Source organism: Rathayibacter sp. AC182 (genome assembly GCF_979253875.1).
In genome coordinates, this window is the sequence record NZ_CEEDEK010000005.1 from 1,176,087 (window position 1) to 1,196,404 (window position 20,318).

A 20,318-nucleotide genomic window follows, 5' to 3' on the forward strand; every position below is an offset into this window, starting at 1 on the left:
GGCGGTGCTCGAGGAGCTCGGTCGTACGGAGGAGGCCGCCCAGTGGCAGCGCCGCGCCGACGTCGCGGCCCGTGCCGTGTTCGTCGCGGAGGGCGGTGGAGACGACGAGACCATCGAGGTCGTGGAGGAGGAGGACGACGCGTTCGCGGTGCTCGACTCCGAGGACGACCTCGACAGGGACGAGCCGTCCGACGCTCCGCGCGCGGAGCAGGACGACGAGGACGACGACTCGGCCTTCGGGGACGAGTCCGGTGACGACGACGAGCCCGTCCAGGACGACGCGCCCGTCCAGGACGACGAGTCGGCTGAGGACGACGAGCCCGCCGAGGTCGACGAGCCGATCGAGCTCGACGATCCTGCCGACGCCGACGCCGACGCCGACGCCGACGCCGACGCCGTTCTCGAGCGGGACGGCGACATCGACGAGCAGGCGGACGCCATCGGTACGCCGGCTTCCGACGTCGACGTCCCGGACGACGGCGCACCCGTCACCGACGATGCACCCGTGACCGACGACCCGTCCGACGCCGACAGCCCGTCCCACACCGACGGCACCCCCGACACCGACGAGGAGCCCCGTGTTCAAGAACTCCGAAGGCTGACCCCTCTCCGCTCGACGGACGCGATGCGGTCCTCGCCGACCTCGACGGCGTCGTCTACAAGGGCGCCGACGCGATCCCCTTCGCGGTCGAGAGCCTGAACAGGGCCGGCGAGACCCTCCGCGTGGGGTACATCACGAACAACGCGTCGCGGACCGACGCCTCTGTCGCGGGGCACCTCTCCGACCTCGGTCTGAGCGTCGTCCCCGAGGACGTCGTGACGTCGCCGCAGGCGGCGGTCGTGCTGCTCGCCGATCTCGTGCCGGCGGGGGCGACGATCCTCGTCGTCGGCGGAGAGGGCCTGACGACCGAGGTCGAGCGTGCGGGCTTCACCGTCACGCGCAGCGCCCAGGACTCTCCCGCCGCGGTGATCCAGGGCTTCGCTCCGACCGTCGGCTGGGAGCAGCTCGCCGAGGCGTCGTTCGCGCTGCACACCGGGATCCCGTGGGTCGCCACGAACACCGACTGGACGATCCCCGTCGCGCGGGGCATCGCTCCGGGCAACGGCACCCTCGTCTCGGCCGTGCACACCGCCGTCGGCCGACTGCCCGTCGTCGCGGGCAAGCCGGAGCGCGCCATCTTCGACGCGGCGACGGCTCGGTTCGGCTCGACGAACCCGCTGTTCCTCGGCGACCGGCTCGACACCGACATCAAGGGCGCGAACGCCGCCGGGATGGAGAGCGCGCACGTGCTCACGGGCATCGATCGCGCCAAGCAGCTGCTGGCGGCCGACGCGAGCCTGCGGCCGACGTACATCCTCGGCGACCTGCGCGAGCTGCATCTGCCCTACCCGGCGACGTCGATCGCGCGGAACGGGACCCACTCGGTGCGCTCGGCGAAGGTGCGCCTCGACGGCGACTCCGTCGTGATCGTCGCCGCGGGCGACGACGAGGTCGACCTCCTGCGCGCGGCCTGCTCCGTCATCTGGAGCTCGGGCCGCGCCATCTACGGCCTCGAGGTGCCGGAGTCGCTCTACAGCTGACCGCCGCCGGCGGGCTCCTCGACACGGAGGAGCCCGCCGAGGCGAGCCGCGAGCAGCACCGCGAGCAGCGCGATCAGCGCCCCGTACGCGAAGGTGACGGTGAACACGGCCGATCCGGCGCCGACCAGTCCGGTGACCGCCGCGGCGATGAGCCCCGTCAGGGCCAGCGAGACGGAGGCGCCCGCCGAGTCCGAGATCTGGAGCGCGGAGCTGTTGAAGCCCTCGCGGCCGGGCTCCGACCGGGCGAGCGTCAGCGTCCCCATCCTCGGGAACATGGAGCCCATGCCGCCGCCGGCGACGAACCAGCCGACCGCGGCGGTCCACGGCGGAAGAGCGAGGGCGGAGGTGAGCAGCACCACCAGGACGCCGGCCAGCAGGAGGGACGTGCCCAGCCGCATGGCGCCCGCGTGCGAGGCCGCGTCCCCGGCCGCCCCTGGAGGTTCGACCCCAGGGCCCAGGACACGGCGCCGGCGGTCAGCGTCGCGCCGGCGAGCCACGGCGGGAGCCCGTACTGCTCGAGAGCAGCAGCGGCAGGTAGACCTCCGTGCCGAAGAACGCGGCGGCGACGGTGCCGCGCAGCAGGATCGTCGACGGCAGGACACCGCGCGCACGCAGGGTCCCGGCGGGCAGGAGCGCGCGAACGGCGAGGACGACGACCGCGATGGCCGCCACGGCGATCACGCCGGACGCGTCGGGGGCGAGTTCGGCGCTGGTGCTGAGCACCACGACTCCGCCCGCCACGATCACGGCTCGGACGATGCGGGTCACCGCCCCGCGGTCGAACGCCGCACGTCCTGGCGCTCGAGGGCGCGCAGCGTCGGGGCGACGATCGCGCTCGCGACCGCCACCAGCAGGACCACGCCGAGGAAGACCCAGTGCCAGCTCGCCAGCTCGGCGACGACTCCGGCGGCGAACGGCCCGACGAGCGACGGCACCACCCAGGCGGCGGCGAAGGCCCCGAAGATCCGCGGATGCAGATCGGCGGGGAACACCCGCGCGACGAGCACGTAGAGGGTGACGGTGATCCCTCCGCTGCCCAGGCCCTGCAGCAGGCGCGCCGCCACGAAGACCTCCATCGAGGTCGCGAGCCCGGCCGCGATCAGTCCGAGGGTGAAGAGCAGGATCGCCGTGACGAGCGCCGGGGTGGGACCGCGCCGATCGGCGGAGGAGCCCGCCGCGACCATCCCGACGACGCCCGCGGCCAGAGTGGCGGCGAACGCGAGCGGGTAGAGCGCCCGCCCGTCGAGGTCGGCCGAGACGATCGGCATGATCGTCGTCACCGCCAGCGCCTCGAAGGCGCAGAGGAACACGAGGCTCGTCGCGCCGATCGTGGTCAGGAGGTAGGGCGCGGAGGTGATGCCGCGGCGATCGACTGCACGCACCCGCTCCACACTACGCCGGGCGCGCGCTCAGCGGTAGACGGCCCAGTCGTCTTTCGCGAGCACGGTGGGGGTGCCGTCGACCTCGACGAGCCAGCCGGCGTCGTCGCGCTCGAGGTAGCGGCCCTGCACGATCTCGGGCGCCCAGCCGCCGTCGCGCGAGGAGACCCAGCGGACGAAGCGGACCGTGCCGCCTCGGCGGAAGAGTGTGCCGTTGTGATCGCTCATGCGTGTGCCGTCCTCGCTCGGGACGGGTCCATCTCCGTCGTGGGTTCGGGGAGGAGGTGCAGGCCGCGGCGCCCGTTCGCGGCGGCCGAGAGCTCGCGCAGCCAGTGCGCGTTGACCTCCGGGCCGACGGGGGCGTCGTACTCGTACTGCAGCGGGATCGCGGGGTGCAGCCACAGCTCGCTGTGCTTGCCGCAGTCGTCGGCCTCGATCGTCAGGATGAAGCCCTCGCTGCGTCGCAGCTTGGCCGTGACGACGAGCTGCAGATGCGCGAGCGCACGGTCGTCGAACGGGTGAGCGCTCGGCGGCGTTCCGTACAGCAGGCGACCCATCACGCTGCCTTCCTCTTCCGGGGCGCTCAGGTCGGGGATCCCGCAGCGTCTCCCTGGACTCTAGGTACTCGCTAAGTCGGTTAGCTAATGAATGATGGGCTCAGTGCGCTTTCGGTACAGACGGCATCGGAGGCGGTCCGAGGTGCTTCTATGGAGGGAGCGAGTACCCGCCGGGGCGCCTGCCCCGGCCCAGGAAGGCGCACCGCATGGAAGCCCGCCCCGATCTCTTCTCGCTGCTGACCCGACTCCGTTCGGCCGAGCGCGAGTACGACGGCAGGGTCGAGGCCCGCCTCGGCATCGGCACCACGGATCTCGCCGCGCTCCGGCTGATCGGACTCGGCGCGGATCGCGACGAGATCGTGCGCGCGGTCGACCTGGCCGCGGCCATCCGCATCACGACCGCGGCCGTCTCGCTGATGATCGATCGGCTGGCGCGTGCCGGATACGTCGACCGGGTGCTGGACCCCTCCGACGGCCGCGGCCGCATCCTCTGCCTGACGGACAGCGCCCGGAGCGCGATCAGCGGTACGGACGTGCCGACGTACGGGGCGATCCGCACGCTCTCGGCCGGCATCCCCGACGAGGAGGCGGTGCGCTTCGCCGCGCTGCTGACCGGTGTGAGCGCGATCCTCGAGGGTCACCCGCCGCCCCTGGTCGCGTCCCAGGCCTGATCCCGCGTGCTCCGCTCGGCCTTCTCGCACGGCCCGCGGCGTCCGGATCCTCGTTCGCCTAGCGCTGCAGGGTGGCACTCGGGTACTCGCCGAAGCGGGCGAGGTACGCGGAGCTGAACCGCCCGGGATTGCCGAAGCCCCAGGCGTGCGCGATCTCCGTGACGCTCCTGGTGCGCGGATCCGCCGCCGCGAGCTCGGCGTGCGCCGCGTCGAGGCGGACCAGGCGGATGTAGGCGATGGGGCGCACGTCGAGAACCCGCTGGAACGCGGACTGCAGTCCGCGGACGCTCAGCCCGGCGGACGCGGCGACCTCGGTCGGCCCGATCGGCTCGGACGCGTGCGCGTGGATGAACTCGACGGCGGTGCGCAGTCGCGCGTTCCGCGGCAGGAGGAGCTCGGGCGGGGCGACCGCCGCCTCCGGAGGGTAGAGCTCGAGCAGCGCCGACACCGTGCCCCGGGTCAGCTCGTCCCACAGCAGGTGGCTGACGCGCTCGCTCCGCAGGGCCTGGGCCGATGCGGACACCGCGCGGCGCCAGTGCTGCACGGCGTCCGCGGTCGGCCGGGCGCGGTGGTCGAAGCGCAGCGGCCCCAGCAGACCCCGCTCGGCCGCCACCTTCTCGACCGCCGAGCGCCCCAGGTGGACGAGCTTCTGCTCGTAGTCGACGTACTCGAAGGCGAACGAGCGGCCGACGGGGAAGAGCTGCGGCCGGCCGTGCACCAGGGCGATCGGCTCCTGGCCGTCGTCGACCGTCGCGCGACCGGCGACGATCCACTGCACGACCACCTCGTCCGTGACTCCGACGGCTCCCTGCAGGTCGCCGGTCATGCGGGAGGTGCGCAGGGTCATCGCGGCGTCGCCCAGTGCGGCGTACCGGTACGAGAAGGCGGAGTCGGTGGGCAGCGCCGACCACTCCTCGCCGTTGTACAGCACGGCGAGGCGGTGGCGGGCCTCCTCGGGGTCTCCGCCACCGGTGTCCAGTCGGACGCGGGTGCGCTCGTCGTTCACGGGTCGTTCCGAGGGGTTCTCAGCGGGTCAGGCGCTCGATGAGCTCGCGGTAGCGGGCGGCGGTCCGCTCGACGATCTCGTGCGGGAGCGTCGGGGAGGCCCTGGCCGTCCCAGTTGTCGCTGAGCCAGTCGCGGACGATCTGCTTGTCGAAGGACTGGCCGCGGACGCCCGCCTCGTACTCGTCGGCGTCCCAGTAGCGGGAGGAGTCGCTCGTCAGGACCTCGTCGCCGAGCGTCACGAGGCCGTCGGCGTCGACGCCGAACTCGAACTTCGTGTCGGCGAGGATCACGCCGCGTGCCAGGGCGATCGTGGCCGCCTCCTCGTACACGTGCAGCGAGAGGGTGCGCAGCGCCTCCGCGGCCTCGTCGCCCACGATCTCGACGGTGCGCTCGAAGGTGATGTTCTCGTCGTGCTCGCCCTGCGGGCCTTCCAGGCGGGCGTGTAGATCGGCTCGGGCAGGCGATCGCCGTCGGACAGGCCCTCCGGCAGCTCGACACCGCAGACCGTGCCGCTCGCGCGGTACTCCTTCCAGCCGCTGCCCGAGAGGTAGCCGCGCACGACGCACTCGATCGGGAACATGTCGAGCGTGGTGACGAGCATCGCCCGGCGGGCCACCGCCTCCGGGATCGCACCGCGCACGAGGTGGTTGGGAACGTCCTTCAGCTGGTGGAACCACCACATCGACAGCTCGGTGAGCAGCTCGCCCTTGCCGGGGATGCCCGGCTCGAGGACGTGGTCGTACGCGCTGACGCGGTCGCTCGCGACGACGAGCATGCGGTCGGCGCCGAGCACCGGATCGGCGTCCTCGGGGGTGTAGAGGTCCCGGACCTTGCCCGAGTAGGCGTGCTGCCAGCCGGGGAGCGGGGTGGAGGAGTCGAAGGAGACGGTCACCCCTCCATTCTCCCGGTTTCCGGCGCGCCTGCGCGGAGCGCTCTCTCGGAAGCGTTCCGCTGTCAACCACCGGCGCTCGCAGGGGTGCGCGCCTACCGTCGAAGAATGACTTCCGAGAGCACTGCAGACCAGTACACGTTCCAGGACCCGACGAAGATGTACTCCGAGATCGACACGGAGGAGCAGTACCAGGAGGGCTCCGGCCTGGACTCGAAGATGGACGACCTCGCCGACCGCGGCGAGTCGACCTACCGCGGCTCCGGCCGCCTGACCGGCCGCAAGGCGCTCGTCACCGGTGGCGACTCCGGGATCGGCGCGGCCGTCGCGATCGCCTACGCCCGCGAGGGCGCCGACGTCGCGATCGTCTACCTCCCCGAGGAGGAGAGCGACGCGAAGAAGGTCGTCGCGCTGATCGAGGACGCCGGCCGCACCGCGGTCGCGATCCCCGGCGACATCACCGACCACGACTTCGCGGTCGGCGCGGTGGCCACCGCGGTCGAGGGCCTCGGCGGCCTCGACATCCTCGTCAACAACGCCGGCAAGCAGCAGTTCGTCGAGGACTTCCTCGAGCTCTCCGACGAGCAGTTCGACGAGACCTTCAAGACCAACGTCTACGCGATGTTCTGGATGACGAAGGCGGCCCTGCCGCACCTCGCCCCCGGATCCTCGATCATCAGCACCTCGTCGATCCAGGCCTACCAGCCGTCGCCGACGCTGGTCGACTACGCCAGCACCAAGGCCACGATCAACACGTTCTCGAAGGCGCTCGCGCAGCGGCTGGCTCCCAAGGGCATCCGCGTGAACGTCGTCGCACCCGGCCCGATCTGGACTCCGCTGCAGACGGCCGGCGGCCAGCCGCCCGAGAAGCTGCCCGAGGTCGGCTCGCAGACGCCGCTCGGACGCTGGGGCCAGCCGGCGGAGCTCGCTCCCGCCTACGTGTTCCTCGCCTCGCCCGAGTCGAGCTACGTCGTCGGCGAGACGCTGCACGTCAACGGCGGCATGCCCACGCCGTGATCCTCGGCGGCACTCGTTCGCCGTAACACTCGGCGACGCTGAAGGCCCGGCAGGCGCTCGGGGACCACGGTCCTCCGTGCGCTTGCTGGGTCTTCGCTGGTTGTCGTAACAATCGCTCCGGAGAAGGCGAACTGCGCAAGGCTTTCCCCATGACCGATTCCCTGCCGATCCTCGACCTCTCCCGTCTCGACCAGGGCGAGGACGAAGCCGCCGCCTTCCGCCGCGACCTCCGCGAGACCACGCACGACGTGGGCTTCTTCTACCTCGTCGGCCACGGCGTGCCGCAGGAGCTCCTCGACGACGTCGTCGCCGTCTCCCGCCGCTTCTTCGACCTCCCGGAGGAGGACAAGCTCGCGATCGAGAACACGGCCAGCCCGCAGTTCCGCGGCTACACCCGCTTCGGCGCCGAGCTCACCAACGGCGACGTCGACTACCGCGAGCAGGTCGACATCGGCATCGAGCGCGAGGTCGTCCCGGCCGGCCCCGACGTGCCGGACTACCAGCGCCTCGAGGGCCCGAACCTCTGGCCCGAGGCCCTGCCCGAGTTCCGCACCCTCTTCGAGCGCTGGCACGCGGAGCTCGCCGCCGTCGCGATCCGCCTCCTGCGCACCTGGGCGGTCGCCCTCGACGCGCCGGCCGACGTCTTCGACGAGGCCTTCGCCGAGAAGGCGTTCCCCCTGGTAAAGGTCGTCCGCTACCCCGGCACCTCCGACCCCGAGCCCAAGCAGGGCGTCGGCGCGCACCGCGACGGCGGCGTGCTGACCCTGCTGCTGGTCGAGCCCGGAAGAGGCGGACTGCAGGTCGAGCACGACGGCGAGTGGATCGAGGCGCCCGCGCTTCCCGGCGCGTTCGTCGTCAACATCGGCGAGATGCTCGAGCTGGCGACCGGCGGCTACCTCAAGGCCACGCTGCACCGCGTGATCTCGCCGCTGATCGGCACCGACCGCATCTCGATCCCGTACTTCTTCAACCCCTCGCTCGACGCGACCATGCCCTCGCTGCCGCTGCCGAGGAGCTCAAGTCGGGCCTGTCGGTCGACCCGACCAACAGCCCGATCCTCGGACGTACGGCGAGAACGCGCTGCGCTACCGCCTGCGCGCGCACCCGAGCTGGCCGAGGTGCACCACGCGGATCTGCTGGCGCCCGACGAGCTGACGCTCGGCGCTTTCCGGGACGGGGCGTCCCTCCTCCGCTGCGTGCGGGGCGAGGGGCGCCCCGTTCGTCGTTCCGACGCCGTTCGGCAGGATCCGCTGCTTCTGCGGGTGCGGAGCAGCGAGAAGTGTCAGACACGGCGGTGGCGAAGCACAGGTCGCGCACGTGTCATCGCGCAGGACGCGCCAGGCGACCGTCCCGCACGAATCGGGGGAAGGATCGAGGGATGCGGAGATCCGGGACGCGGGCCGCGGTGACGGCCGCGGTGGTGTGCTGCTTCCTCGTTCTCGCGGTGCTCATGGTCGGTTCGGTGCCGCGCGTGCAACGGAGTCCAGCTGTGCCCGACCGCGGGACTCCGGGCGTCGCGAGCACTCGGGTGGGTCGCGGCCGTCGTCGTCGGCGGGGTCGCCGCGTGCGCATCGTGTCTCCTACGGCCGGCGTCCGCGCCGATCGCGCTCGTCCTCCTCGCCGTTCTGGGCGCTGTCGGCGCGGCAGCAACTCTCCTGGCTGCGGGATTCTGAGGGCTCAGAGCCAGAGCACCACGTGCCGGCCGGCGATCGGCTCGACCGCGACCGGGGTGTCGTAGAGCGCCTCGAGGTGCGGCGCCGTCAGCACCTCGGCCACGGGGCCGTGGTGCACGACGCGGCCGTCGCGGATCGCGACGATGTCGTCGGCGAACTGCGCGGCCACATTGATGTCGTGCAGGACCACGACCACGGTCATCCGCCTCGTCGGCGAGCCGGCGCAGGAGCTTCATCAGCACGACGCCGTGGCGCGGGTCGAGGTTGTTGAGCGGCTCGTCGAGGAGGAGGTGGTCGGTGTCCTGCGCGAGGGCCATCGCCACGAGGCGCGCTGGCGCTGGCCTCCCGGAGCTCGTCGAGGTAGCGCTCGCGGACGGCGCCCAGATCGAGGGCGTCGATCGCGGCGTCGACGAGGGCGCGATCTCGAAGTGCGGCCCGTTCCTCCGTGCGGGAAGCGGCCGTAGGCGACGAGGTCGTCGACGCTGAGGCGGATCGCGAAGTGGTTGTCCTGGCGGAGGATCGCCAGGCGCTTCGCGATGTCGCGGGAGCGGGTGGTCGCGACGTCCAGGTCGTCGACGGAGACGGCTCCGCTCTCGGCCTTCAGGAGGCGCCCGATGGTCGACAGCAGCGTCGGCTTGCCGGAGCCGTTGGGCCCGATGATCGCGGTGAGGCCGGTGCCGAGCTCGAGCGAGACGCCGTCGACCGCGAGGGTGCGGCCGTGGCGGGTGGTGACCGAGGTGGTGCGGATCATGTCAGCGAGCCCTTCCGGTGAGCACGAGCAGGATGAAGAGGACGCCGCCGACGAACTCGACGACGACCGGCAGCTCGGTGCCGAAGCCGAGCACCCGGTCGAGCACGAGCTGCCCGCCGACCAGCGCGACGACTCCGATCGCCACCGCCGCGAGGATGCTGCGCGCGTGCCGGTGGCCGACCGCCCCGTAGGCGACGTTCGCGACGATGAGCCCGAAGAAGGCGACGGGCCCGACGAGAGCGGTCGACGCGGCGACCATGAGGGCGATCGCGACGATCGTCGTGCAGCACGACCCTGCGGTGCTCGACTCCGAGCGACACCGCCGGTCGCCTCGCCGAGGGCGAGCACGTCGAGGAGGCGGCGGATCGGCCACAGCGACGCGATGGCCGCGACGACCACGAGGCCGGTCGGCAGCAGCTAGCTCGCGGTCGACCGAGGTGAAGCTCGCGAAGGTCAGGTTCTGCACGATCGCGAAGGTGTCCGGATCGAGGAGCCGCTGCAGGAACGACGTCACCGACCGCCAGCAGCACGCCGAGCACGAGGCCCGCGAGCACGATCACGTGCAGGTCGAGCCTGCGGCGGACGAACAGCCAGGAGTAGAGGGCGACGACGACGCCGGCCATCAGCAGGAGCTCGACCAGCCACGAGGCGAGCGGCGGCGCGGCGACCAGGATCGTGGGGCCGATCGCGAACGCGCTCACCACCTGGATCATCAGGAAGACGGCGTCGAAGCCCATGATGCCGGGGGTGAGGATGCGGTTGGCCGTGACGGTCTGGAACAGGACGGTCGCGACTCCGATGGCCGCGGCGGCGATGACCATGCCCAGCACGGTGCGCCCGCGGAGGCCCAGGGCGTACTCCCACTTCCCGGGCAGATCGGTGAGCAGGTAGAGCGCGATCGAGACGGCGGCGGCGCCGTCAGTAGCGCCAGGCGGACGGAGGGGAGCGCAGCGCGGTCACGGGGCGACGCTCCGCCGGCGGCGGCGCGCGGTGTCGGCCGGGCCGATGAGCAGGCGGAGGAAGACGACTCCGCCGACGACGCCCATCACGAGCGAGATCGGCAGCTCGAAGGGGAAGCGGACCGTGCGGCCGATGAGGTCGCAGACCAGGACCAGCGCGGCTCCGAGCAGCGCGACGAGCGGGACGGAGCGGCGCATGCTGTCGCCGACCATCCTGCTGACGAGGTTGGGGACGATGAGACCCAGGAACGGGAGCGCGCCGGTGACCACGATCATCACTCCGGTGACCGCGGCGATGATGACGACGCCGGTGAGCATGACCGCCCGGGTGTCGAGGCCGAGACCGCGCGCGGTGTCCTCGCCGAGGGCGGCGACGGTGAAGCGGTCCGCCGCGATCCAGGCGACCGCCGCGGCGGCCGCGGCGACCCAGAGCATCTCGTAGCGGCCGCGGAGGATGCCCGAGAAGTCGCCGATGCCCCAGTTGAGCAGCTCCTGGAGGGTGTCGGTGCGGTAGGCGACGAACGCGGCGACGGCGCCGATCACTCCGCCGTAGAGGATGCCGACGACCGGCACGAGCACGCTCGAGCGGGACGGGATGCGGCGCGCGAGCGCGAGGAAGCCGAGCACGCCCGCGAGGGCGCCGAGCGCGGCCAGCGCGGCCTTCGCTCCGACGGGCAGCTCGGGGGCGAGGAGGAGGACCGCGAGCAGGGCGAGGGTCGCGGCATCCGTCGCTCCGGTCGTGCCCGGCTCGACGAGGCGGTTGCGGGTGAGCAGCTGCATGATCAGGCCGGTGACGGCGAAGGCCGACCCGGCGAGCACGAGGGCGAGGGTGCGGGGGAGGCGGCTCTCGACGAGCACGAACAGGTCGAGCTCGGCGACGCCGAGGAACAGCGAGATCGCCGCGAGGACGGCCACGAGGACCGTCCCCGCGACGATCAGCGCGCGGGGGAGGGGCGGGTCACGCTCGGGAGCGGCTCCGGTCAGCTCTGCATCGCGTCGTGCACGGTCTCGAGCACGTTCTGCACGGCGGTCAGGCCGTTGATGACGATGTAGAGCTCGCTCGCGGGCAGCAGCACGACGTGGTCGTCCTGCGCGGCGGGCGTCTGGGCGACGAGCGCGTTGTCGAGGGTCTGCTCGGCGGTGCTGCCCTCACCGGTCGCGGCACCGCGGTCGAACGCGAAGATCCACTCGGGAGCGGCGCTGAGGATGAACTCGTTCGTGACGGTGTCGCCGTGCGGGGAGCCCTCTGCTCCGGGCAGCTCGGCCGCGGCCACCGCGGGGGTGAAGCCGAGGCCGTCGAAGAAGTAGCCGAAGCGCGAGCCCTCGCCGAAGGCGCCGTACTCGCCGCCCGAGACCGAGGAGGACGAGGGCGGTGCGAGGCGTCGGCGGTGATGGACTCGACGAGGCTCCCTCGGTCGCGGCGGCCTGCTCGGCGACCTCGTCCTCGCGCTCGAAGATCTCGCCGAGCTGCGTGGCGCGCTCGAGGGCTGCGGCCGGGTCGAGACGTGCCGGCGTAGCTGCCGGTCAGGTCGATCGTGGTCGCGATCTCGGACAGCTCGTCGTACTGGCCGGTGCTGCGCGCCGCCGTGACGATGAGGTCGGGCTGCGAGCTCGGCGACGGCCTCGAAGTCCGGCTCGAAGAGGGTGCCCACCTTGGGCAGGTCGGCGTACTCCGAGAGGTAGTCGGGGAGCGTGACGTCGGGGATCGCGACGACCGCGTCTCCGGCGCCGATCGTGTGCAGCGTGTCGAGCGTGGCGATGTCGAAGGTGACGACGGCCTCGGGGGAGGCGGGCACCTCGACCGACGCGCGGGCGGTCTCGCGGTCCTCCTGGTACGACTGCTCGCCGTTCTCGTCGACGAGGACGAGGGTGGGCTTCGCGTTCTCGACGACGATCGTCTCGACGGTGGCCGGGGCGGCTTCGGACGCGCCGGAGGAGCACGCCGAGAGGGCGAGTGCGGCGACGGCGAGGCCGGCGAGGGGCAGGGCGGAACGGAGTCTCGGTGAAGGCTGCATGAGGGTAGGCTACCCTAAGTGTGAGAGCGGCTCTCAGGTGTGGCGCGGGAGGCGGCGGGTGCCTCGCGGTGTCCCGGCGGGGCTACGCGCCGCACCAGAACTGCAGCTCGGCGCCCGCGCTGTACACGGTAGTGCAGACCGGTGAAGCCGTGACCGCCCGCGTACTCGGTCCGGAACGCGTCGGTCGTCGCGTCGAGCTGGTAGAGGATCCGCATCAGCTCACGACCCTCCGCGTCGGACGCCGCGATCGAGACGGACGTGCCCTCGTAGTCATCGCTCGGGTAGGAGACGGGTGAGGGTGATCTCGGGGTGGGCGGCGGTCGCCGAGGCTCCGGGGTCGACGGGGAGCGCGACGGCCTCCTGGTCGTTCTCGGCTCCGCTGACCGGGTTGTAGTACGTGCTGCACGCCAGCTGGTCGGGCGGAGCGATCCTGTCAGAGCCTCCGCCGCTCGCGGTCGCGCATCCGCTCATCGCACTGCCGATCAGCAGCACCGCGCCGACGGCCTGGAACGTTCGAGACCTCATCCGCTGACCCCTCTCCCCGGCGGCACCGTAGCAGGGGAGGGTATCGACGCGGGTCCGCGGGCCCGACGGGCGTCGAGTGCGGTGCCGCTGCCCGCCGTTCGCCACTTCCCGCTGCTCCGAGTGCGTCGGAGCCGCAGAACGTCCAATCGCGATCGGCCTGAACGGGGGAGCCCGCCGTGGCTGCCGACGCGCCAGACTCAGGTGCCGCCGCTCGGCGCCCCCGCAGGAGGAGACCGCCATGACCGCGACCGGCCAGCGCCCCACCGACGACGGCATGACCGAGTTCGGCTACCGGCCGTCGCTGCGGCGCGGAATCGGCCGCTTCGGCAGCTTCGCGGCGGGAGTGAGCTACATCTCGATCCTGACCGGCACGTTCCAGCTCTTCTACTTCGGCTTCGGACTCGGCGGCCCGCCTACTGGTGGTCGTGGCCGATCGTGTTCGCGGGTCAGCTGACCGTGGCGCTCTGCTTCGCCGAGCTGGCCGGCCGCTACCTGGTCGCCGGCTCCGTCTACAACTGGAGCAAGCGGATCGCGGGCCCGACGGTCGGCTGGCTCGCGGGCTGGATGATGGCCACGGCCTCGGTCGTCACGCTCGCGGCCGTGGTGCTCGCGTACCAGGCGACGCTGCCGCGCATCTGGAGCGGCTTCCAGCTCGTCGGCGACGGCACGGGCGCGAGCTTCGGCGTCAGCGCGGTGATCTGGGGCGCGATCCTCATCCTCTTCACGACCTTCGTGAACGCGGTCGGCGTGAAGCTGATGGCGCGGATCAACAGCACCGGAGTGCTGATCGAGCTGATCGCGGCCGTGCTGCTGGTGATCGTCCTCGCGGCGAGCGTCGTGAATCCGCCGACCGTGCTGCTCGACACGACGGGCTACGGGGACGCGGGCGGCTACGCGGGCGCCTTCCTGATCGCGGCCATCGCCTCCGCCTACGTGATGTACGGCTTCGACACCGCCGGCTCCCTCGCGGAGGAGACGGTCGATCCGCGCAGGACCGGCCCGGCCGCGATCCTCCGCGCCGTGATCGCGTCGTTCGTGCTGGGCGGTCTGATCCTGCTGCTCGGGATCCTCGCGGCGCCCGACCTCGCCGACCCGGCGCTCGGCGAGGCTCGGGTGGACTGCAGCTGATCGTGCTGCAGGCGCTCGGCGGGCCGCTCGGCACCGTCTTCCTGCTCTGCATCGTGGTCGCGATCACGGTCTGCGCGCTCGCGGTGCACACGGCGGGCATCCGACTCGTCTTCGCGATGGCGCGCGACAACGCCCTGCCGGGCAGCGCGGTGCTCGCCCGCATCGATCCGCGGCGACGCACCCTCGCGCCCGCGATCGTGATCGGCGTGCTCGCGGTGCTGATCCTGGCGGTGAACATCGGCACCCCCGAGATCTTCACGGCGGTGACGAGCGTGGCGGTGGTGCTGATCTACCTGGCGTACCTGCTGGTCACGGTGCCGCTGCTCGTGCGGCGCCTCCGCGGGGAGTGGCCGCGCGTCACGGGCTCGTTCTCGCTCGGGCGGCTGGGGCTGCCGGTGAACGTCGTCGCGGTGCTGTGGGGTGCGGCGATGACGGTCAACCTGGCCTGGCCGCGCGTCGAGGTGTACGGCGACGCGGGGGCGCTGCAGTACATCGCGCTGATCGCGGTCGCGGTGGTCGTGGTGGTCGGACTGGGTTGGTACCTGCTGCGCGGGCGCCACCGCCTGGGGACGCTGCCGGAGCACGCTCGGGAGGAGTGACCGACGCGCGCCCTCCGCGAGAGCTCAGTCGCGTGCCAGCTCGACGGTCGTCGTCACTCCGGAGGGCCGACACCTTGTAGCTGATGACGTCGTCGTCGTAGCTGAAGGTCTTCGTGGCGTCGCTCGACGCCAGCATCGCCGTCGCGGTCTGCGTCGTGTCGTTCTGGGAGTCCCAGGTGTACGAGGTCCCGGCGTCGGTCGGTGCCGCGTACGTCCCTGCCCAGTAGAGGGCGGTCGTGTCTCCACCGTCCGAAACCCATTCGACTGTGATCGCGGAGTCGGTGATCGTCGCGGTCTGGAAGCTGTCCGGTGAGTTCTTGTTCGACTGGGTCCACGTGCCGGTGAGGTCGAGCGGGGCGGCCGCAGGCTGACTCGCTTCCGTTCCGGCTTCGGCGGGCGTCGTCTCGGATGCTGTCGAGGAGCATCCCGAGAGAAGGAGGAGGGCCAGGGCGAGGGGAGCGGCGCGGCGGATCACCACCGAAGCCTATGGTCCGCTGCGGACTCTGCTGCACCTGACTTCTTTCGAGGTCAAGCTGACCTTCGCGAAACGAGTTGCCCGAATCGGTCGGCGTCGGCGGCGTGCCGGGGACCTTTCCGGGCAACTCGGCGGAGGCGGACGCTCACGCCGGCCGCGTCACTCCGCGCGGACCTCGCTCGCGGACTTGTCGGCGCGCCAGCCGCGCCAGACCGGCTGGCGCAGGGTGCCGGAGGAGGTGCGCTTCGCGGTAGCGGACCTCGCCGACCAGCACGGGCTCGACCCAGTGCACGCCGCGGGCGTCGAGCGGCGGGACCGAGACGGCGGGCTCGTCCGTCTCGTGCTCGCCGAGACGGGCGACGAGGCCGCGGCGCTCGCGGTCGCTGAAGCCGGTGCCGACGCGGCCGGAGTAGGCGAGGCGGCCGTCCTCGCCGGGGATCGCGGTGAGCAGCGAGCCGACCGAGCCCTGCAGGCCGCCCTCGCCGGGCCGCCAGCCGACGATCACGACCTCCTGCACGCGGTGGTGGGTCAGCTTGATCCAGTCGCCCGAGCGCGCGCCGACCCGGTAGCGGGAGTCGCGGCGCTTCGCGACGACGCCCTCGAGGCCGAGCGCGAGGCTGGTGGCCATCGCCTCGTCGAGGTCGCCGTCGAAGACGTCGGGCACGTGCACGCGCTCGTTCTCGGCGACGAGCTCGACCAGGGCCTCGCGGCGAGCGGAGTAGGGGAGGCGGTGAGGTCCTCGCCGGCGCGCTCGAGCAGGTCGAACACCATCAGATGCACCGGGGTGGAGCGCGCGGCGGCCTCGATCTCGCGCGCCTTCGTCAGGCCGCCGCGGGTCTGCAGGGCGCCGAAGTCGGGGCGTCCGCGGGCGTCGAGCGCGACGATCTCGCCGTCGAGGACCGCGTCGCCGGCGGCCTCCGCGAGCGGTGCGTGCAGGTCGGGGAAGGCGGGGGTGAGGTCGTTGCCGTTCCGGCTGGTCAGGGTCACGGCGCCGTTCTGCACGCGGACGATCGCGCGGTAGCCGTCCCACTTCATCTCGACGGCGGAGTCGTCGCCGATGTCGAGCGGGCGGCCCTTGGTCGCGAGCATGGGGCGGTACTCGCGGCGCGGCTCCGGTGCCCGGTCTCGACCGGGGACTCGTCGAGGGCGGCCGTCGTCGCCTTCGCGGCCCGCGCCTTCCCGGCCGCCGGCCGGCCCTTGGTCCCGTGCCCCTCGTGCGCCCCCGGCAGCATCAGGTGCAGCAGCCAGTTCTTCTCGTCCCCGCGCCCGCCCTTCGCCCCCGTGTGCAGCAGCGCGTACCGGCGCGGCTCTCCGCCGAGCCCGCCGTCGGGCCGCCCGGTCAGCACCGCGATGACCTCCTCGCCCTCGCGCCACTTCTCGAGCGCGAACGTGCCCTCGTCCCAGATCCGCACCTCGCCTCCGCCGTACTCGCCCGCCGGGATCGTGCCCTCGAAGGTCGCGTACTCGAGCGGATGGTCCTCGGTCTGCACCGCCAGCCGATTCGGGTCGCCCTCGAGCGGCGGCCCCTTCGGCACGGCCCAGCTCACGAGCACCCCGTCGTGCTCGGAGTCGGAAGTCGTAGTGCAGGCGCCGCGCGTGGTGCTCCTGGATCACGAACGAGTCGCCCGACGACGTCGCTCCGGTGCCCGGTTCGGGGACGGGCTCGGGCGTCTTCGCGGCGTCGCGCATACTGCGGTAGGCGGCGAGGCGGTCGGCGGAGGCGTCGGTCGCCGCGAACCCGGAGAGGCGCTCCGGAGTCGGCTCGGAGACCCGCCTCCCGCGCGGCGAGCAGCGGGCGCAGCAGGTCGCCGCTCGCGCAGGCGCTCGACGACCTCCTCCGGAGAGAGATGGCGCAGTCCCTCCGCCCCGATCTCCTCCCAGGTGCGCGGCGCGGCGGCGGACGGCCGCAGCCGGCCCAGGCGAGTAGGGCGCGATCGTGGTCTTCGCCGCGTTGTTCTGACTCCAGTCGACGAGCACCTTGCCCTCGCGCAGGGTCTTCTTCATGTCCGAGACGACGAGGTCGCGGTGATCGGCCTCGAGCGCCTTCGCGAGCTCGTGCGCCACCGCCGAGATCTGATCGCTCGAGGCGGACGCGTCGAGCGGGCAGTAGAGGTGGAGTCCCTTGCTGCCGCTGGTCACCGGGTAGGGCTCGAGCCCCATGCCCTCGAGCAGATCGCGGGCGAGGAACGCGACTTCGGCGCACTCCGCGAGCCCGGCTCCCTCGCCCGGGTCGAGGTCGAGCACGAGGCGGTCGGGCGGGCGGCGCTCGCCGCCGGATCCGACCCGCCACTGCGGCACGTGCAGCTCGAGCGCGGCCTGCTGCGCGAGCCAGGTGAGGCCGGCGACGTCGTCGACGAGCGGGTACTCGACGTCGGCGCGAGCTGTGCGCGAGGCGCGTGCGGCTCAGCCAGTAGGGGGCGGAGGAGGGCAGGTTCTTCTCGAAGAAGACCTCGCCCGGCTTCTCGGCCGTGCCCACTCCGTCGACCCAGCGCTTGCGGGTGACGGGTCGGCGGGCCAGGTGCGGCAGCAGGGCGTCGGCGACGGACGCGTAGTACGCGAGGACGTCGGCCTTGGTGAACCCCGCCTCCGGGTACACGAGCTTGTCGAGGTTGGTCAGCTTCAGCCGCCGCCCGCCGACCGAGACGAGCTGCTGCGCGGATGCCATCTCCTCATCGTGGAGCCCCGCACCCGCCGAGGGAACCCCGGACCGTCGAGGGGAGCCCAGTACTGCGGGTTCCCTGGACCGTCCGGGGTTCCCGGCGACGGCGAGTAGCGTCGAGCCACCACTTCGAAGGAGACACGTGCTCACCGACATCCCCCTGACCACCATCGACGGAGCCGCGTCGACCCTCGCCGACTACGCCCCGGTGAAGCTCATCGTCAATGTGGCCTCGCGCTGCGGCCTCGCTCCCCAGTACGAGAAGCTCGAGGAGCTGCAGAAGACCTACGGCGACCGCGGATTCACGGTGCTCGGCTTCCCCAGCAACCAGTTCCTGCAGGAGCTGAGCGACGAGGACAAGATCAAGGAGTACTGCTCGACGACGTGGGGCGTGACGTTCCCGATGTTCGAGAAGGTCAAGGTGAACGGCAAGTCCGCGCACCCGCTCTACGCGGAGCTGACGAAGGCCGAGGACGAGGCGGGCGAGGCGGGCAAGGTGAAGTGGAACTTCGAGAAGTTCCTGGTCACGGCCGACGGCACCGTGCACCGCTTCCGCCCCACCGTCGAGCCCGACGACCCGCGGATCGTCTCGCTGATCGAGGCGTCGCTGCCCACTCAGTAGCGGGGGACGCGCAGAACGTCGGACGGGGAGAGGCGGACAGTCGCCTCTCCCCGTCGACGTCGGGGGAGTCAGCCCGCTCGCAGACCCGCTTCGACACGCGCCGCCGACGGCTCGACGCCCTCGGGGCACACGATGTCGGTCACCTCGAAGGGCGTGCGGCGCGTGATCGGGATCATCTCGATCCCGTCGACGTGACGCAGCAGCACGAGTCCGCCGTCGCCCGCGCGGAGGCTGCGGCGCACCTGGCGCAGGAAGATGCCGGCCATGTCGAGCTCGACGACGAACTCGCGTCCGTTGACGGTGATCCGCGAGCCGATGACCGGCTGCGACGAGGTCGTGACCGAGTCGGGCAGCCGTCGCACGTCGGCCGCGGCCCTGCGGGCGAACGGTGCGGGGGTGGCCGGTCCGGAAGTGGTCAGGGTGCTGAATCCGGTCGCTCGCGCGGTCTCGGTCATCGTCGTCTCCGTCCGTGACGCGCACGGTCAGTATCGACCGGCGCTGTCAGTTCAGGCTAGGATCCGGCCCCTGATCGGGGGATGGGCTTGACTGCCGGGCGAAGCGGTTCGGTCCTGTCAGCCGCGCGACTCCTCCGGTTCGGGGGTCACTGCGAGCTCGCCGCGCATGCTCGCGGCGCTGAGCATCTGCTCGATCCAGGCGCGGTTGAGCCCTCTGGGCGTGGGCCTCGCGGAAGCGGAAGTGCAGGGCACCGCGGGGTGCAGCCAGACGGAGCTGCGGCCGTGGCCGGTGGAGGCGTCCTCGGCCCAGGACAGGGAGAACGCCTCGTTGCGCCGCAGCTTCGAGAGCACGGCGACCTTCAGGTGGGCGAGGACGCGCTCCTCGAACTCGATCTCGAGGTTCTGCGGTCCGTAGATGAGAGTGGCCACGGGCCCCTCTTCGTGTCAGCGGGCGGCCCGGCGCGGACGGCTCCGCTGGGAAGGTATCCGCTGCTCCCGCTCGAGCGGGAATCGGCCGGGAGACACGCCGTACCCCCATTGACACCCCGCGCGGGGTGCGGCAGTCAGTCCTCGTCCCATCCGGTCTGCGGAGTCGCGCACGTGCCGCGGAACACGTACTGCGAGGGCGCCTTCCGCTGGTGGGAGGACCAGTCGATCGCCGGTCGCCGCTGCTCGGGGGCAGGTAGCCGAGCCGGTAGACCGCCATCAGCTCGAGCTCGTCCGGCACCGCCAGGAGCGACTCGATGCGCGCCCAGGCGCCGGGCACCTCCATCGGGAACGAGACGAACTGGATCCCCATCCCGAGTTCCACAGTGCTCAGCCAGACGTTCTCCATCGCCGCGCCCATGCTGAACACGGAGTAGAAGGAGGAGAGCTCGCCCGGCCGGTACTCGGAGCGGTCGAGCATCACGCCGAGCAGGAGCGGCGACCCGGCGACGAGCTTCCGGTTCTCCTCGCCGAGGGTCTGCGGCACGCGCAGCGAGTTCATCAGGAGCTGCCCGCGCTTGGTGAACACCTGCTTGGTGAAGGGGCGCAGCGGAGCGGGGAGCTTGTCGAACAGCATGCCGTCGCGGCGCTGCTCCATCTCCTCCCGACTGAAGCGGAAGTAGGGCTTGTAGCGCTCGAAGAAGGTGCCGTTCGACATGGCGGTGGTCATGCTCGAGCCGCTGATCTCGGCGATCCGCTCGATCGTGTCCCGCTCCTCGATCAGCACGAAGCGCCACGGCTGGCTGTTCAGCTGCGAGGGAGCACGGCCCGCGACCTCCATGAGGAGGCGCTGGTGCTCCTCGGAGACGGGGTCGGGCAGGAAGGGTCCGTTGGTGGTCGAGCGGCGACGCACGACGTCGAGGAAGTCCAT

Annotated in this window: 25 protein-coding genes and 6 pseudogenes; 9 read left to right on the forward strand and 22 right to left on the reverse strand. The window is 72.0% G+C overall.

Features of this window, described 5'->3' with window-relative positions; all coding sequences use genetic code 11:
• Positions 1-4 precede the first annotated feature (4 nt).
• Together AC0CII_RS17210 and AC0CII_RS17215 are read left to right on the forward strand one after the other, a co-directional pair.
• Positions 5-700: a hypothetical protein gene (locus AC0CII_RS17210; RefSeq protein WP_465230139.1), complete on the forward strand. Its 696-nt coding sequence runs from the start codon at positions 5-7 to the stop codon at positions 698-700.
• A pseudogene (locus tag AC0CII_RS17215) lies at positions 607-1,581 on the forward strand (HAD-IIA family hydrolase); the annotation flags it as partial. The gene AC0CII_RS17210 and the pseudogene AC0CII_RS17215, both read left to right, overlap by 94 nt.
• Here the strand turns inward: AC0CII_RS17215 and AC0CII_RS17220 are convergent.
• The 5 genes from AC0CII_RS17220 to AC0CII_RS17240 form a co-directional block, all read right to left on the reverse strand.
• A complete protein-coding gene (locus AC0CII_RS17220) occupies positions 1,572-1,979 on the reverse strand; it encodes a hypothetical protein (protein WP_465230140.1) in 408 nt (135 codons plus the stop codon). The pseudogene AC0CII_RS17215 and the gene AC0CII_RS17220 overlap by 10 nt on opposite strands.
• Before the next feature lie 76 nt (positions 1,980-2,055).
• Positions 2,056-2,349, reverse strand: a complete 294-nt coding sequence (locus tag AC0CII_RS17225; RefSeq protein ID WP_465230141.1) for a hypothetical protein — start codon at positions 2,347-2,349, stop codon at positions 2,056-2,058.
• Positions 2,346-2,963, reverse strand: a complete 618-nt coding sequence (locus AC0CII_RS17230; RefSeq protein WP_465230142.1) for an MFS transporter — start codon at positions 2,961-2,963, stop codon at positions 2,346-2,348. The genes AC0CII_RS17225 and AC0CII_RS17230 overlap by 4 nt, the downstream gene beginning before the upstream one ends.
• Before the next feature lie 27 nt (positions 2,964-2,990).
• Positions 2,991-3,188 carry a hypothetical protein gene (locus AC0CII_RS17235; RefSeq protein WP_207406312.1) on the reverse strand — a complete coding sequence of 66 codons (198 nt, stop codon included), beginning with the start codon at positions 3,186-3,188 and terminating at the stop codon, positions 2,991-2,993.
• Positions 3,185-3,517, reverse strand: coding sequence for a DUF7882 family protein (locus AC0CII_RS17240; protein ID WP_465228094.1), 333 nt, complete (start codon positions 3,515-3,517; stop codon positions 3,185-3,187). Before AC0CII_RS17240 ends, AC0CII_RS17235 begins: the two co-directional genes overlap by 4 nt.
• Positions 3,518-3,723: 206 nt before the next feature.
• On the opposite strand from AC0CII_RS17240, the gene AC0CII_RS17245 reads away from it, so the two are divergent.
• A complete protein-coding gene (locus tag AC0CII_RS17245) occupies positions 3,724-4,188 on the forward strand; it encodes a MarR family winged helix-turn-helix transcriptional regulator (RefSeq protein WP_207406310.1) in 465 nt (154 codons plus the stop codon).
• Between the two features lie 58 nt (positions 4,189-4,246).
• Here AC0CII_RS17245 and AC0CII_RS17250 read toward each other — a convergent pair whose 3' ends face one another.
• Both AC0CII_RS17250 and AC0CII_RS17255 read right to left on the reverse strand, forming a co-directional pair.
• On the reverse strand, positions 4,247-5,194 hold the full coding sequence (locus tag AC0CII_RS17250) for an AraC family transcriptional regulator (protein ID WP_207406309.1): 948 nt from the start codon (positions 5,192-5,194) through the stop codon (positions 4,247-4,249).
• A gap of 19 nt (positions 5,195-5,213) precedes the next feature.
• A pseudogene (locus tag AC0CII_RS17255) lies at positions 5,214-6,086 on the reverse strand (phosphoribosylaminoimidazolesuccinocarboxamide synthase).
• Between the two features lie 105 nt (positions 6,087-6,191).
• On the opposite strand from AC0CII_RS17255, the gene AC0CII_RS17260 reads away from it, so the two are divergent.
• Both AC0CII_RS17260 and AC0CII_RS17265 read left to right on the forward strand, forming a co-directional pair.
• On the forward strand, positions 6,192-7,100 hold the full coding sequence (locus tag AC0CII_RS17260) for a glucose 1-dehydrogenase (RefSeq protein WP_465230143.1): 909 nt from the start codon (positions 6,192-6,194) through the stop codon (positions 7,098-7,100).
• A gap of 149 nt (positions 7,101-7,249) precedes the next feature.
• Positions 7,250-8,509 carry an isopenicillin N synthase family dioxygenase gene (locus AC0CII_RS17265; protein ID WP_465230144.1) on the forward strand — a complete coding sequence of 420 codons (1,260 nt, stop codon included), beginning with the start codon at positions 7,250-7,252 and terminating at the stop codon, positions 8,507-8,509.
• Between the two features lie 268 nt (positions 8,510-8,777).
• Here the strand turns inward: AC0CII_RS17265 and AC0CII_RS17270 are convergent, their stop codons facing one another.
• The 8 genes and pseudogenes from AC0CII_RS17270 to AC0CII_RS17305 all read right to left on the reverse strand — a co-directional run bounded on the left by AC0CII_RS17270 (position 8,778) and on the right by AC0CII_RS17305 (position 13,023).
• Positions 8,778-8,975: a hypothetical protein gene (locus AC0CII_RS17270; RefSeq protein ID WP_465230145.1), complete on the reverse strand. Its 198-nt coding sequence runs from the start codon at positions 8,973-8,975 to the stop codon at positions 8,778-8,780.
• 33 nt (positions 8,976-9,008) lie between these two features.
• Positions 9,009-9,524, reverse strand: coding sequence for an ATP-binding cassette domain-containing protein (locus AC0CII_RS17275; RefSeq protein ID WP_465230146.1), 516 nt, complete (start codon positions 9,522-9,524; stop codon positions 9,009-9,011).
• A gap of 1 nt (position 9,525) precedes the next feature.
• Positions 9,526-10,038 (reverse strand): iron chelate uptake ABC transporter family permease subunit, encoded by a 513-nt coding sequence (locus AC0CII_RS17280; protein ID WP_465230147.1) that lies wholly within the window; start codon positions 10,036-10,038, stop codon positions 9,526-9,528.
• A 67-nt stretch (positions 10,039-10,105) separates the two neighbouring features.
• Positions 10,106-10,345 (reverse strand): annotated as a pseudogene (locus tag AC0CII_RS17285) (iron chelate uptake ABC transporter family permease subunit); the annotation flags it as partial.
• A gap of 135 nt (positions 10,346-10,480) precedes the next feature.
• Positions 10,481-11,467 carry an iron chelate uptake ABC transporter family permease subunit gene (locus tag AC0CII_RS17290; RefSeq protein ID WP_465230972.1) on the reverse strand — a complete coding sequence of 329 codons (987 nt, stop codon included), beginning with the start codon at positions 11,465-11,467 and terminating at the stop codon, positions 10,481-10,483.
• A complete protein-coding gene (locus AC0CII_RS17295) occupies positions 11,464-12,498 on the reverse strand; it encodes an ABC transporter substrate-binding protein (protein WP_465230148.1) in 1,035 nt (344 codons plus the stop codon). Before AC0CII_RS17295 ends, AC0CII_RS17290 begins: the two co-directional genes overlap by 4 nt.
• Before the next feature lie 14 nt (positions 12,499-12,512).
• Positions 12,513-12,713: a hypothetical protein gene (locus AC0CII_RS17300; protein ID WP_465230149.1), complete on the reverse strand. Its 201-nt coding sequence runs from the start codon at positions 12,711-12,713 to the stop codon at positions 12,513-12,515.
• A 55-nt stretch (positions 12,714-12,768) separates the two neighbouring features.
• The gene (locus AC0CII_RS17305; protein ID WP_465230150.1) at positions 12,769-13,023 is read right to left on the reverse strand and encodes a hypothetical protein; all 255 of its coding nucleotides are present in this window, start codon (positions 13,021-13,023) and stop codon (positions 12,769-12,771) included.
• Positions 13,024-13,261: 238 nt separating this feature from the next.
• Here AC0CII_RS17305 and AC0CII_RS17310 point away from each other — a divergent pair, with 238 nt between their 5' ends.
• Genes AC0CII_RS17310 through AC0CII_RS17320 form a run of 3 tightly spaced genes read left to right on the forward strand, consistent with a single transcriptional unit; the run spans position 13,262 to position 14,750 of the window.
• On the forward strand, positions 13,262-13,477 hold the full coding sequence (locus tag AC0CII_RS17310; RefSeq protein ID WP_465230151.1) for a hypothetical protein: 216 nt from the start codon (positions 13,262-13,264) through the stop codon (positions 13,475-13,477).
• The gene (locus AC0CII_RS17315) at positions 13,459-14,151 is read left to right on the forward strand and encodes an amino acid permease (protein ID WP_465230152.1); all 693 of its coding nucleotides are present in this window, start codon (positions 13,459-13,461) and stop codon (positions 14,149-14,151) included. The genes AC0CII_RS17310 and AC0CII_RS17315 overlap by 19 nt, the downstream gene beginning before the upstream one ends.
• A gap of 2 nt (positions 14,152-14,153) precedes the next feature.
• On the forward strand, positions 14,154-14,750 hold the full coding sequence (locus tag AC0CII_RS17320; RefSeq protein WP_465230153.1) for an amino acid permease: 597 nt from the start codon (positions 14,154-14,156) through the stop codon (positions 14,748-14,750).
• Positions 14,751-15,370: 620 nt separating this feature from the next.
• Here AC0CII_RS17320 and AC0CII_RS17325 read toward each other — a convergent pair.
• The 4 genes and pseudogenes from AC0CII_RS17325 to ligD all read right to left on the reverse strand — a co-directional run.
• A complete protein-coding gene (locus AC0CII_RS17325) occupies positions 15,371-15,742 on the reverse strand; it encodes an ATP dependent DNA ligase (RefSeq protein ID WP_465230973.1) in 372 nt (123 codons plus the stop codon).
• A 72-nt stretch (positions 15,743-15,814) separates the two neighbouring features.
• Positions 15,815-16,314 (reverse strand): annotated as a pseudogene (locus AC0CII_RS17330) (ATP-dependent DNA ligase); the annotation flags it as partial.
• Complete coding sequence (locus tag AC0CII_RS17335; protein WP_465230974.1) at positions 16,257-16,778, reverse strand: DNA polymerase ligase N-terminal domain-containing protein; 522 nt, start codon at positions 16,776-16,778, stop codon at positions 16,257-16,259. The pseudogene AC0CII_RS17330 and the gene AC0CII_RS17335, both read right to left, overlap by 58 nt.
• A 424-nt stretch (positions 16,779-17,202) precedes the next feature.
• Positions 17,203-18,055: pseudogene (gene ligD / locus AC0CII_RS17340) on the reverse strand (non-homologous end-joining DNA ligase LigD); the annotation flags it as partial.
• Here ligD and AC0CII_RS17345 point away from each other — a divergent pair.
• Positions 18,027-18,506: a glutathione peroxidase gene (locus AC0CII_RS17345; protein WP_465226980.1), complete on the forward strand. Its 480-nt coding sequence runs from the start codon at positions 18,027-18,029 to the stop codon at positions 18,504-18,506. The pseudogene ligD and the gene AC0CII_RS17345 overlap by 29 nt on opposite strands.
• Positions 18,507-18,574: 68 nt before the next feature.
• Here the strand turns inward: AC0CII_RS17345 and AC0CII_RS17350 are convergent, their stop codons facing one another.
• From AC0CII_RS17350 to AC0CII_RS17360, 3 genes and pseudogenes are all read right to left on the reverse strand, one after another.
• The gene (locus AC0CII_RS17350) at positions 18,575-18,961 is read right to left on the reverse strand and encodes a hypothetical protein (protein ID WP_465226979.1); all 387 of its coding nucleotides are present in this window, start codon (positions 18,959-18,961) and stop codon (positions 18,575-18,577) included.
• 117 nt (positions 18,962-19,078) lie between these two features.
• Positions 19,079-19,390, reverse strand: a complete 312-nt coding sequence (locus AC0CII_RS17355; RefSeq protein WP_465230154.1) for a DUF7882 family protein — start codon at positions 19,388-19,390, stop codon at positions 19,079-19,081.
• A 134-nt stretch (positions 19,391-19,524) separates the two neighbouring features.
• Positions 19,525-20,318, reverse strand: a pseudogene (locus tag AC0CII_RS17360) (nitroreductase family protein).

Coding starts and splice junctions, on each gene's coding strand:
- AC0CII_RS17235 (WP_207406312.1), bottom strand. CDS start 3,188: ATGAGCGATCACAACGGCACACTCTTCCGCCGAGGCGGCACGGTCCGC.
- AC0CII_RS17245 (WP_207406310.1), top strand. CDS start 3,724: ATGGAAGCCCGCCCCGATCTCTTCTCGCTGCTGACCCGACTCCGTTCG.
- AC0CII_RS17305 (WP_465230150.1), bottom strand. CDS start 13,023: ATGAGGTCTCGAACGTTCCAGGCCGTCGGCGCGGTGCTGCTGATCGGC.
- AC0CII_RS17275 (WP_465230146.1), bottom strand. CDS start 9,524: ATGATCCGCACCACCTCGGTCACCACCCGCCACGGCCGCACCCTCGCG.
- AC0CII_RS17265 (WP_465230144.1), top strand. CDS start 7,250: ATGACCGATTCCCTGCCGATCCTCGACCTCTCCCGTCTCGACCAGGGC.
- AC0CII_RS17260 (WP_465230143.1), top strand. CDS start 6,192: ATGACTTCCGAGAGCACTGCAGACCAGTACACGTTCCAGGACCCGACG.
- AC0CII_RS17240 (WP_465228094.1), bottom strand. CDS start 3,517: ATGGGTCGCCTGCTGTACGGAACGCCGCCGAGCGCTCACCCGTTCGAC.
- AC0CII_RS17220 (WP_465230140.1), bottom strand. CDS start 1,979: ATGCGGCTGGGCACGTCCCTCCTGCTGGCCGGCGTCCTGGTGGTGCTG.
- AC0CII_RS17350 (WP_465226979.1), bottom strand. CDS start 18,961: ATGACCGAGACCGCGCGAGCGACCGGATTCAGCACCCTGACCACTTCC.
- AC0CII_RS17295 (WP_465230148.1), bottom strand. CDS start 12,498: ATGCAGCCTTCACCGAGACTCCGTTCCGCCCTGCCCCTCGCCGGCCTC.
- AC0CII_RS17270 (WP_465230145.1), bottom strand. CDS start 8,975: ATGACCGTGGTCGTGGTCCTGCACGACATCAATGTGGCCGCGCAGTTC.
- AC0CII_RS17310 (WP_465230151.1), top strand. CDS start 13,262: ATGACCGCGACCGGCCAGCGCCCCACCGACGACGGCATGACCGAGTTC.
- AC0CII_RS17300 (WP_465230149.1), bottom strand. CDS start 12,713: ATGCGGATCCTCTACCAGCTCGACGCGACGACCGACGCGTTCCGGACC.